Source organism: Xenorhabdus mauleonii, assembly GCF_900113945.1.
Classification (GTDB): domain Bacteria; phylum Pseudomonadota; class Gammaproteobacteria; order Enterobacterales; family Enterobacteriaceae; genus Xenorhabdus; species Xenorhabdus mauleonii.
Genome location: NZ_FORG01000013.1, coordinates 52,163 through 65,719, shown reverse-complemented (window position 1 = coordinate 65,719; position 13,557 = coordinate 52,163). Strand labels below are relative to the sequence as shown.

Here is a 13,557-nt window from a genome sequence, read left to right as displayed (position 1 = left end):
GTGCCGTATTAAAAACATTCTCACAGGGAATAACGCTATTTTTTTGCATAAGAGATATGCTTTGAAAATATAACAAGCAGATTAATCAGACTCATGACTAACGTTGACATTAATATTGCCAGCATTGATATAAAACTCATTGGCATCCAGATGATCAATGAATTCCAAGACATATTTAATAGAATGGAAGGAAAAGAAAAGCATAGCAGCATTAAAAATAGACAAAAGAAGACCAAAACAATTACAGTGAATTTCTTTATTTCGGAAAGAAGTTGTTGGTTTTTCTTCGCAATATTGCGATAAACTCTAAATACAATCCATATTAAGAACAGGGAAAGTAAGGCACTCACTATTAAAAATATACGATCAAATGTATCAAACAGCTCAATATCATTAGCGGGTGTTAATTTTATGGTCTTATCACCTGACGATAGTTGTTTCAGAATTTGTTCGCCAATGGCAAATGGAACATTACTATTCACATTCGCCATCACAGCAACAGCGACGTGAGATTCACGATTGAAACCAACGAAACTGGAGAAATCCGGATTCATTCCAGTATGATAAACCTTATCATTATTTATCAACCACCCCAGAGCATAATGAACATTTTCGCCCTCATTGGTCGATAATTTTGTGTTAGGCTCCAACTTCCGTTTCTTATATTGGCTTAACTGTGAGTCATTATCTTCAATAAGGAAACGCAGCCATTTCTCCATATCTGTTGCGTTTGTCTGAATATATCCGGCAGGAATATTGGAAGTGAAAAAAGGGGCATCATGAGGACGAGGTTCAAGATAACTTATCTGGTATCCGGTTGCTTTATTGCTGACCGCCGGATCAATGGACGTATCGCTCATTTTTATCGGTGTTAACACATAATCCTGCAATAAGTTGGAATAAGGTTGGTGTGTAACAACTTCCATCATTCTGGCTGCAATATCATAATTAATGGTGGCATAGGAATAACGCGTATCAGGCTTATCCTCAAGATTTATCCGCCCAATATTCTTTATCATCTGCCCTAATGAATCATCACTATTGCCACCATAAATAAAATCAACACTGGAAAACGGAATCCCCGATGAGTGATGCAACAGTTGAATAAAACTCACATCTATCGGCTTATCTTCATAATAAAATGAGAGTTCCGGCAAGATAGACGATACGGTTGTATCTGGTTTTATTATTCCGTCTTCAAGAAACTTTGCGGCTATCAACCCAGTAAATGCCTTAGTTGTCGAACCCAATTCAAATATTGTTTCCGGTTTGATGATTTCTCCGGGGGTTTCATTTTTCTTTCCCAACGTTATCAAATGAGTGTTATTTTGTTGATCAATAAATACCAGTGACAGCCCCGGAATTTTACCCACTTCCATATATTCAAGCAGTTGTTTCTTTAGTTCAGCATGATCCGTTGAGTCATTTTTAGCAAAAGACATTGTCATGAATAAAAGACTAAAAAATGCAAGAAGCAATCTTATTCTCATCCAACAACACTCCTAATATTCAATGATGAAATTTATTGCGCATTCATTCACAGTCACATAGTTATATACCCGATTAACTCCAAGTTTCAGGAAGCAACGTATTATCATCCCGCGTCGCAGGATGATAATACATGCACCTTGAAGTACGACGCGTATAGGCTATATGACTGGAATGAATTTATTTAGTGAAGATGAAATCTGAACGTTCAAGTGTCAGAAAGTTTATTCTGAAATAATCTTAATAACATGTTCCAATTCAGACTTAAGTTGAATTAAGCGACTGACGTTATCACCGCCATTATCATGAGCTGCACACGATACTATCAGCTCTTCCATTTTCTCTTGGATGACAGAGAATGAATTTTCAAGCTGACTGGCACTTTCTGGCTTGGCCATAATCAGGAATCTCTTTAATGAAGACATTTGATCACGCCAGCGCACAAACATTTTTTCCAAATCAGTCACTGTACTATTCGTTAACAATGCGGGCATTGCAATGAGTTTTTCGATTGCAGCCAACCCTATATAACAAGAAAACTCATTTTCATTGTATGTAATCTCTTCCTCTTTTCTGAAATCATGAGTCAGGTTCTGCAAAATGATTTTTTGTTGTTCTTTGCTATCAGGAAAATCACCAACACAATTTACGGTAATCACCAAATAGGGACGGGATTTCTTATAGACTTCATGTGATTGCATAAAATCCAATCCCTTGAACCCAATCACTGTTTGTGCAAATTCCTGTTCGGTAATTTCGCCAAAGTATTGGAAGCTGCCGTCGTAGACTTGATAACCCAATTCTGTCTTTCCAACCAATACAAACGTGTGTGGAATGACCTCATCATCCAAAACGATATCCTGAAATAGCGGCCTTGCTATGTATTCCGCCTCTGATAAGCCGTATGAAGGTGAGAAAGGTAAGTAGTAATCACTTCCTGCTACAATGACAACATGCCCAAGGGATAACTCTTTTTCACAGTAATTACGATAGGATTCATAATCATCAAAGAATTTCTTGGCATAAGAGAAAGAATAACTCTCGTCTAAAGCAGGCCAGCCAAGCTGGCTGCCAAAATTAACCTCCTGATGCGATAATTGAATTTCATTTTCACGCTGCTGTAATGTTATGCCGAATAACGGGCTACCGTCTGAAACCAACATAAGCGCATCACTACAGTCTAATTGGTGCTCATATTTCAATTTTTCTCTGACGGCGGAATACAGACAGCTTGCATACTCTGGATATAATTCAGGCGAAAATTTTTCATTGAATGTCCAACGTGTTGTCTTATATTCAACGTTATTCTCATTGCCCAATAATTGATTGATTTCCAGCAGTGTTTTACCTGATAACAACATATTGATGTTAATCGGTAAATTTATCTCCTTCGCTTTTGCAATCACTTGTACGGCAGAAAGAGAACTGCCCCCCAGAGAAATAAAATCATCGCTGCTGTCGATATGTTCAATACCCAGAATGAGCTTCCAAATAGCGCTTAATTGATCAATCACGCTGTGCTGCGCTCTTTCCCGATCGGCCTGGTGAGTATTTATTTTTTCCGCTTTCTCAACCTGTTCGACAATACCCGACGAATTACCAGAAAATAATGCCTGCAATCGTTTGATATCGGTCGGATACTCTTTTCCGCGGATTGGCGTGGGTGGCAAATGAATTAATTCGGGTTGCTGTTCATCCAGCTCCTGCTGCCAATTCACACGGACACCATATAAAGAGATCATGGCTAATTTTTCTATCAGTTCATGATGGTGGCTCATCCCTTTGGTTTTGTGACTCTGCCAAGCAAGACAGGCGTGGTTGGCATTATAGCCGGAATGATTTTGCACTAGCGTCGAAAGCCCATTGCCCGGCCCCACTTCAATAAACAAACAATGTTCATTTTCTAAGGCTGTCGCAATGGATTGTTTGAAACGGACAGGCTGACGAATATGCTCCACCCAATAATCACTTTCTATCACGCGTTTGTTATCCACCCATTCGCCTGTCACATTTGATATAAAACCAATTTGAGGTTTATTGAGTGTGATCTCTTTAAGCGCCTGACCATAGTCTTTCAAAATAGAGTCCATATAACGCGTATGGAAAGCTCTTTTAATTTCCAGACGTTTTGCTTTGATAGATTCTGTACGGCAGATTTCTTCGAATTGGATCATTGCCTCATCTGATCCCGCAACAACACAAATTTCACTGCTGTTATCCAAGGCAATATCAAGACCTTCCGGTAAGATTTCCCTTACTTTATCTGAAGAAGCCATGACAGAGAGCATCGCCGCCGTTTCTGTCGATTGCATGTATCTGCCACGAATACAGATAATCTTAACTGCTTCTGCGTATGAGAATACACCGGCGAGTGTGGCGGCTACATATTCTCCCAAACTATGACCTATCATGACATCAGGTGTAATATCATAAGATTTCAGAACCTGTGCCAAGGCATATTCAATAATGAACAATAATGGCTGAACAATTTCAGTTTCGTAAATAGAATGCTCTTGAGAATCATTAATCAGCAACGCTTTCAAATCCGTTGTGCAATATTCTTTTGCAATCACGAACCCTTTATCACACCACTGCCTGAACAAGACATTATTTTTATAGAGATCTTGCCCCATAGCGATATATTGCGAACCTTGGCCGGGGAACAAAAACACTACTTTCCGCTTAATTCCGCGTGACAGTTTGATATTGTCTTTTTCTGTTGAAGAGAGCGCGTGGATCAATTCTTCACGGTTGTTCACGACAGCAATAAATTGTGAAGCCATTGGCTCTCTTTGCATCAAGCTGTAAGCTACGTCACTGATATTCAGTGTTTGGTTATCACTTTGAATAAACTGCTTTAGCTGTTTCTTATATGACTGCAATGATTTTTCGTCCGGTGCCGATAAAATCAATGGCAAGCGATTAGTTGCCTTTTGTCCGGATAATTTATTTTGGTCAACCCGATACTCTTCCAGCACAATATGCACGTTCGTGCCGCCAAGACCAAAGGAGCTGACACCCGCCCTAATCGGGTATTTATTGCCATGCAGTTCCGTATATTGGTTATTCACCATAAATGGACTATTCGCAATATCCATTTCTTTATTGGGACGGGCAAAATGCAGCGTTGGCGGCAATACTTTATTCTTGATAGACAAAGCCGCTTTGATCAGCCCTGCAACCCCAGAAGCGAAATTGAGATGGCCGATATTCGACTTCACACTGCCGATTCTGCAATAATTCTTTTTATCCGTTGAAAACGCTTGTTTCAGCGCATTAAATTCAATGGGATCACCCAAATTCGTGCCTGTGCCGTGTGCTTCTACAAAATGTATCGATTCTGATGAAACATTGGCATCCCGCAATGCGGCCTGAATAACGTCAACCTGACCTTTTGTACTGGGCGCGGTATAACCTACTTTCATGCCACCGTCATTATTAATGCCGCAGCCGATAATAGTGGCATAAATATCATCTTTGTCTGCTATCGCTTGTTTCAGTGGTTTCAGAACGACGACGCCAACGCCATCACTAAATACTGTTCCGTTAGCCTGAATATCAAATGGCCGGCATTTTCCATCTTTGGAATAAATCATGCCTTCTTCAAATAAATATCCGGCTTTAATTGGCAACGTAATTGAAACACCACCAGCCATTGCAACATCACATTCACCCGTGCGCAATGATTTAATTGCTTCGTTCACAGCAACCAGCGATGAAGAACAAGCCGTTGAAATGACCATACTTGGCCCGGACAAATTTAATTTATATGACACACTGGTCGACATATAATCTTTGTCTGCCACAACCATCGCACTGTATTGGCCGGCGCTGCCTTCAGCCGTTGCCATTGCCTGTGCCAGCCACGGCAGATTGCCTGACGCCGCAGTATATAAACCAATTTTCAGCTTGTTGTTTTTGGGCGAGATCCCCGCGTCCTGCAATGCCTGCCAACAGCAAATGTGCATTGCCCGAACCTGTGGATCCATTTGCCGTGCTTCATGGGGTGTATAACCAAAGAATTCAGCATCGAACTCACCGGAATGCGGCATGATGCCTTTGGCACGAACATAATTCGGATCATCTAATAAATCGGCATCAATGCCTGATTCAATTAATTCTTCCTTGCTCAGTATGCTGATTGATTCTTTGCCGTAGCACAAATTATCCCAAAACGCATAAATATCTTCGGCACCCGGGAATTTTCCGGCCATTCCGACAATCGCAATATGATTATCAAGAACCGTATCCGGTTTAACCGCGTATTCTGCTACAACATCACGTTCATCATTATGATGGCTTGTATCAGGCTGGCTATCAGTTGTGCTGACTATTCCATATTGACTCGTTATGTAATCAGCCAATAACGCGGAGGTGGGATAACTGAACATATCCACAACAGAGATATCAATATCTAAGGCATCGGTTAATCTTTTATTAACCTGCACCAAATCCAGCGAATTTGCCCCTAATTCGAAGAAGTTATCTTCACTGTTAATCTGGTTGATTTTTAAGAAATCTTTCCAAATTGAAACGATGGTTTCTGTGATCTGATCTTTGGAAATTGTTTTGCTTTGAGATTGACTGTTTTTATTAATATCAAAGGGTTTTAAATGAGAACCAACCCATTGTTCAAAGCGTTGATTCAAATCACCGGTGGAGACAATAATTTGCCCTCGCAATGGTGATTGTAAAACACGTTCCAGAATTTGAATGCCTTCATCCGGTTCAATTAAAAGCTGGCTCAATGAGGAACCCAGAGCATCACCAGAATCATTGCGTTCAAACACCCAGCCATCCCAGTTAATACTAATCCAGGGGTTGCCTTTCTGGTTTTGTTGCTTTGCAAACTCATCAGCAAATGCACTGACAGAGCTATAGGCAGAAAAACTTAAGCCCCCCAGCATGGAAGCGATTGAAGAACAAAGCAGGCAAAAATCCAGTGGCTGATTTTCTGTTAATTCTGCCAGAATTTTATAGGCTTCAACTTTCGTTTCTATTTGTGGCGAACAAGCATCCAGCGTTATCCGGTTAATGCCCTGAAACGAATCGCCTTCCGTCACACCCGCCGCACAGATGATGCCATTCAATGCGCCATGTTGCTTATCTATCGTCTGCAATAAACGCTGCATGGCGGATTTATCGGCCACATTCGCCGAATAATAAACCACATTGCCTTTGCCAAGATCGGCAAGTTTATTCAGTTGCTGCAACAGGCCGGTGGTCGATAAATCTGCTTGGGCTGCCTGCTGCCACTCATACCTGTCGGGTAATTCCCGGCGACCAGACAGAATCACCGTTGCCTGATATTCTTTCAAAAGATATTCTGCAAACAGCAAACCTAAATCACCCAGCCCGCCGGTAATCAGGTAAGTGCCCCGCTGTTTCAGGAGCGAATCCTTCTTCTGTGGCTCCACATAAAGCCGTTCATAGGCTTGTTGAGAACAACGCCCCTCTGTCCGGCAAACGATAAAACGCTTATCTGTTGCCAGTAATTCTTCAGTTAATATCTCACAGGTACTTTCAATCGATTCTGTTGTATTGATTTGAACTAATCTGGGATGGCATTTACCGACTTCTTGAGTAATGACTTTGACCAACCCTTTGAGCATTCCGGATTCGGGTTGTTCTGTATTCACCAACAATAACCGGAAATCCCCCATATTCCCTACGGCTGCCCATGCCTGAAGCAACGTAATGGCAGAAAACCAAGTATTTTTCAAATCCCGATGGCCCGATAAAGGCCAGGCAAATATCACCGAATCAGGTTGTAGCTGATTTTCTTTTAATTCATGGAAGAGTTTTTCGAAATGGCTGGCTTCACCTGCGGCCAATGTAATCACATTATTCACAGAAGTGTAATCATCACCTGATAACACAAACTTTATTGATTTTTCATCAACATTCAGATGACGGGCAAGCGGCTCGCACCATTCCATACTTGGAACAAAGCACAAGGCGGTTTTTACTTCAGATTGGTTAGATTTATCGGGTAAGCGCGCATCCTGCCATGTTTCACCATACAACCAGTCTGAAATATTATTTTTTTGTATCCGAGTCTCAGTTATTTTTTCCGCATGATTTGAGCTGGCCTGTAAATTCCCGGGGCCCATTTTTTCTGAGATAAACTGATAGCCGGGCAGGCTGATCCTTCTTGGATTGGCATCTTGATAAATGATTGGCCAATTGATGGCGTAACCCTTCATCCAAAGCTGACTCAGTAATTTTAATAAATATGCCCGATCATTTTCCTCTTCCAATGGATGTCGCATCACATTAATAACAGAGATATCGGTATTTGCTCCAATAACTTGCTTAACAAAAGTCGACAGTGTTCTGCCCGGCCCGACTTCGATAAACGTATTCAACTCCGGCTTATCTAAACACGTCATAATCCCTTGGTGGAATTCAACGGTTTCGCACAAATGGGCAACCCAATAATCAATGGAATTTGCTTGTTCTGCCGTGATCCATTGACCCGTGACATTGGAGATATAGGCTTTATTGGGTTTCTTCCATTTTATCTTCCTCAGCGCTTCTTTAAATTTTCCGACCGCCGGTTTCATCATTGCTGTATGAAACGCATGGGAGGTTTCCAATAATCGGGTACGATAATTTTTATCTGCCAACGAAAGCTGAACTTTTTCAACTTCATCTTGCGGCCCCGCGATAACGCAGGCCGTTGATGAATTCACCGTTGCCAAGGTCACTTCATCCGTTAAATAAGGCTCAACCTCTTCCCTGCCGGCAGAAACACTCAGCATCGCTCCCGGTTTGCATTCCTGCATGATAAGACCTCTGACAGCGACAAGCTCTAACGCCTCATCCAATGTCATAACCCCTGACATTGCAGCAGCCACATATTCACCGATGCTATGACCAATCATCGCCTTGGCTTCTATGCCTAACGTTTCCAGACTCTTGCCCAGGGCATAAGAGATGGCAAAAATAATGGGCTGGGTAAATTGTGTATTGCGGAGTTTTTCTGCACTGTCTGGATGGTTTTCATCATAGAGCAATGCCAGTAAATTCATGCCGAATCTCTCGAAAAGAAATTCATGGCACTCATCAAGAACCTTTCTGAACACCCCTAATTCATTGTATAAATCCCTCGCCATATTGATATATTGCGCCCCCTGACCCGGGAACATAAATACAATACCCGATGTTTGATCAGGGGAAATTTCAGCGATTTTGCTTGTCTCTTTGACTTTCAATAAGGCATTTTTTAGCCCTTCTACATTGTCTGCCACAAACGATGTGCGATATTCATGCTCTCCTCGCCCAATTTGGAGAGTGTAAGCAATATCAGAAAGCGCGGTGGTATGTGGCTCTTCATCTAGAAAATGGCCTAATGTTTCTGCCGTCTTAATCAATCCTTCTCTGCTTTTGCTTGAGAGTGTGATCAGTTCTGGGCGATCTTGTTCGTGACTGATGTTATCTAAGATCGATTGGATCGTGATATGGACATTGGTTCCCCCAATGCCAAATGAACTCAAGCCTGCTGTTCTGATCGCGTTATGCTTGCCCCAATCAGTTGCCGTATGAATTAAGCGGAATCGTGTTCCTTCCAGCAACGCATGATCTTCTTTTTCAGTATGGCAAGTTGGCGGGATCTGCTTATGCTTCACTGCCAATAATGTCTTGATGAAACCAGCAACGCCCGCGGCACTGTCGGTGTGACCGAGATTTGATTTAACACTGCCAATGCGGCAAATAGTGGGATTATCGTCTGTAACGCTTAACGCACTTTTGATCCCTTCCAGCTCAATATCATCGCCTACCAAGGTCGCTGTACCATGCGCTTCCAAATAGCCGACATCGTTGGCAGAAATACCGGCCATTTCCAGAGATTGTTTAATGCAGGCCGCTTGCCCATTGGCGCTTGGCGCGGTAAAACCGGCTTTTTCATAACCATCATTATTGACGCCATAGCCAGCAATCACGCCATAGATGTGATCGTTGCTGTCGATCGCATCTTCCAATCTTTTTAAGGCAACCATGCCAATGCCATCACTGAACACTGTCCCGCTGGCATCCTCTGAAAATGGCTTACAATGCCCATCTGCGCTATTCACCATGCCATTGACATACATGTAGCCATTTTTCACGGGAACAGTAATGGAAACGCCCCCCGCCAACGCTAAATCACATTGATTAACCCGCAGACTTTGGCAGGCGAGCGTGATAGCCAGCGCAGAACTGGAACAGGCACTCTGAACGGTCACGGCTGGCCCAGTAAGGTTCAATTTATAAGCGATTCGGGTTGTGAGGAATTCACGGTCATTTAACAGCCCGATACTGAACTGTTCTGTTGTATCTTTGACTTCCTCCTTCACCCGATCTAACCATTCATAATTAGAGCCAGAAGAAGCAAACAGGCCCGTTATCGGGCGATACCTTGGATTACCATATCCTGCGTCGTCCAATGCTTCCCACGTTATTTCATGCAATAAACGGAATTGTGGGTCCATATATTGCGCTTCACGCATGGTGTAACCAAATGCGGTTTTATCAAAATCCAAGGCATTTTCAACAATGCCTTTTGCTCTGACATAATGCTTATTTTTGAAAATATATTCCGGAATTCCCGCATCAATCAATTCATCATCGGTAAAGAAAGAGATACCTTCTTTGCCGGACAAGATATTTTTCCAATATTCCCGTGCATTATGGCTGCCGGGGAAACGGCCGCTTATGCCAACAACCGCAATGGCATTTTCAGGATAATCATGATGGCTTGTTTTTATACGGCCTGACGCTTTTACACTATCTGATGTTTTTCCATTGACTGCTTTTTTCAATTCACGAGGCGTTTTTCGTGGTGTTTCATTGATGGCCTCGTATATTTTCTCAGCAATTTTCTGGCAGGTGGTATAACGATACCAATCATTAATTGATAATTTAATTGCATAATGCGAATTTATTTTTTCGTGTAACTGAACAATATCTAACGAGCTGGCACCAGCATCAAAGAAATTATCATCTTTGGAAATACTTTTATTTGGGAAATACGTTGTTAATACATTCAACATCTCTTTCAAAATAACATTGATATCTATTTTCTCTGCAAAATCGACTGACACTTCTTGCTCTTCATTATCTTGTTCTTCATTGTGTTGCTTTTCATTAAAAGCAGCAGGCATCTCTTTTTTTATTGAAGGCTTAAATTCAATTCGATTGGGCAATTCTTGATAATTCAGATGTTCTGTTGATGCCGATTCCGTTCTCTCCGAAAATTCTTGTAAAACGAGATGGGCATTCGTTCCGCCAACACCAAAAGCACTGACGCCGGCATAGATTGGCGCATTGTTTTTGGTGACCCAAGATTTTGTTTGCGTATTAACATGAAAAGGTGTTTTTTCCAGTGCTAATTTTTTATTGGCTTTTTTAAAATGAATGGATGGCACGAGTGTCTTGAAATAAATACACAATGACAGCTTTATCAGTGATATTACCCCTGCGGCGGTATCACAGTGCCCGACATTGGATTTAACCGAGCCAATGGCGCAAGATTGCTGCCCGTGAAAAATGGCATTCAGCGCGGCAATTTCAATCGGATCACCCAATACCGTTCCTGTTCCGTGCGTTTCTATATAACTAATACTGGCCGGATCAACTTCCGAGACATCCAATGCCGCCCGAATAACCTTTTCTTGCCCTAAGGCGCTGGGGGCGGTAAAACTGATTTTGTCATTACCGTCGTTGTTAATGGCACTGCCTTTAATCACGGCATAAATTCTGTCGTTGTCTTCAATCGCATCCGCCAATCTTTTCAGGGCAACAACACCAACCCCATTACTGAATACCGTTCCCCCCGCCTGCTCATCAAATACCCGTGTCTTGCCGTCAATGCTATTTATCATCCCTTCCTGATACATGTATCCGGCTTGATGCGGGTGCGTTACGTTGACGCCGCCGGCCAAAGCAATATCACATTCTCCGGCTTGCAAGGCCTGACAGGCTGTATGCACCGCCACCAGTGAGGTTGAACAGGCCGTTTGTATCGTCACGGACGGGCCACGTAAATTCAGTAAATAGGAAATACGCGAACAAAATGCAGAATCATTTAATGTTGCAACATGGAATTGCTCGGCAGAAGAGTTAAATTCAGTGTTTAATGTTTTAAACCACGACCACTGATTACCTGCTCCTGCATAAACACCAATTTCCCCCGGATAGTCTTTGGCATCAATACCGGCATGGTTAAGCGCCTGCCAACAAGTTTCAATCATCAAGCGGGTTTGAGGATCCATTTTTTCTGCATCCGGATGATTAATTGCAAAATAATCGGCTGCAAAATGGTAGGGTTTGTTGATGATACCTTTAGCAGGAACATAATCTTCGTTTAAATACTCTTCAGGCGATATCCCATTATTTTCTAATGTTTCTTGAGTAAATCGGCTAATACCTTCTTTTCCATCACAGAGCATTTTCCAAAAATCATGCACATTGTCTGCGCCAGGGAATTGACCAGCCATTCCAACTATAGCAACTTCAAGACCAGTGACATTGTTTACCATAATTAACCTTTAATATAATTATTTGATAATGAAAAGATCATTTTCAATTTAAATAATTAATAATTCCCATTAAATAGAGAATTATATATACGCAATTAACTTCAAATTGCAGGGAGAACATAAATGCATCTTGAAGTACGACGGGTATATTTGACTCAAAACTTAAAATTCATAATGAATTTCAGTATTCAGATTTTTCCAAATTGATTTATCTCTCTAATCATTTAATTTTTGGGAATCTCTGATATATATACCCTATTAACTCCAAGTTTCAGGAAGCAACGTATCATCATCCCCGGCCACAAAACTAACTATGTGGCCGGGGTGAACGAGCGCAACCAATAAAGAGGCAGTTTGAAAGATGAAATGTATGGATGTGTATTTTGAACGGTATTATTCGATAACCGAGCCTTTCCTATAAAAGCCACGCAAGGCATGCTGTGATATCAGCATTTGTTGAATTTGATTTGTTCCTTCGATAATCTCCAAGACTTTGGCTTCACGATATAATCTTTCTACCGGGTATTTATTGATTAACCCATTTCCGCCAAGCACTTGCACCGCGTTATTGGTGACCAGCATAGCGACAGCAGAACTATTATATTTGGCGATATTGGTTTCCATAATGGCATTGTGATCGCCTTGATTCCTCATGTGCCCGATCTTTTCACAGGCAGCTTTGGCGGCATAAAAAGCGGTCGCAGAATCCGCAATAATCCCCTGAATCAATTGATGCTGGGCAATTTTCTGGCCGAACTGTTTTCTTTTACGGGCATAGGTCACCATTTCTTCCATTGCTGCATGGGCAATCGCCACCCCCGCCCAGGCAATGCTGTAACGCCCAAAATAAAGCGCGGTATTTGCAACAAAGCTGAAACCTTCTCCCTCGCGCCCGATTAAATTCTCTTGGGGTATTTCGACATTATCAAAATTCAGTTCCGATAAATAAGCGCCACGGCTTGCCATTAAACCGGGCATCGGCTTTCTCGTTAATCCATCAACCCCGAACTCGACGATAAACGCACTCACTTTTTCTTCACACTTGGCAAAAACAAGGAATAAGTCAGCAATGCCTGAATAGGTGATCCATTTCTTGTTGCCATTGATTCTGAAGCCATTTTCTGTCACTTCATACCGTGTTTTAATGGCGTTGGCATCAGAACCGGCCTCAGGTTCTGATAAGGCGAAGCAGGCTATTTTTTCCCCTTTTGCCATTGCAGGCAGGTACTTTTCTTTTTGCGTCTGGCTGCCCAGTTTTACTAGCGTTTCACCCACTAAACTGGTGTGTACCGTCAACAGCGCACGTGTCGAATTACACCCCTTGCCTATTTCTTCAGTCAAATAACCATAAGACAGGGGATCTATGCCCTGACCACCATATTCTTTTGGAAAAATGGCGCCCAATAAACCCAGCGTTGCCATTTCCGCCATAATTTCATCAGGCACTTTACCTTGAGTGTCAATCAAACCTGCGGATGGCCTTAATATGTTATCTGAAAAATTTTTTGCAACATCCACCAAAGGATGCATTTCATATCGCTCCATG

3 protein-coding genes are annotated in these 13,557 nt (G+C 42.0%); all 3 read right to left on the bottom strand.

The features are described from left to right. Positions 1-35: 35 nt before the first annotated feature. The 3 genes from BM100_RS13230 to BM100_RS13220 all read right to left on the bottom strand — a co-directional run bounded on the left by BM100_RS13230 (position 36) and on the right by BM100_RS13220 (position 13,556). Complete coding sequence (locus tag BM100_RS13230; RefSeq protein ID WP_092511690.1) at positions 36-1,490, bottom strand: serine hydrolase; 1,455 nt, start codon at positions 1,488-1,490, stop codon at positions 36-38. Positions 1,491-1,712: 222 nt separating this feature from the next. Continuing rightward, complete coding sequence (locus tag BM100_RS13225; RefSeq protein ID WP_092511688.1) at positions 1,713-12,011, bottom strand: type I polyketide synthase; 10,299 nt, start codon at positions 12,009-12,011, stop codon at positions 1,713-1,715. 393 nt (positions 12,012-12,404) lie between these two features. Beyond that, positions 12,405-13,556 (bottom strand): acyl-CoA dehydrogenase family protein, encoded by a 1,152-nt coding sequence (locus BM100_RS13220; RefSeq protein ID WP_092511686.1) that lies wholly within the window; start codon positions 13,554-13,556, stop codon positions 12,405-12,407. Position 13,557: the final 1 nt, after the last annotated feature.

Coding starts and splice junctions, on each gene's coding strand:
- BM100_RS13230 (WP_092511690.1), bottom strand. CDS start 1,490: ATGAGAATAAGATTGCTTCTTGCATTTTTTAGTCTTTTATTCATGACA.
- BM100_RS13225 (WP_092511688.1), bottom strand. CDS start 12,011: ATGGTAAACAATGTCACTGGTCTTGAAGTTGCTATAGTTGGAATGGCT.
- BM100_RS13220 (WP_092511686.1), bottom strand. CDS start 13,556: ATGGAGCGATATGAAATGCATCCTTTGGTGGATGTTGCAAAAAATTTT.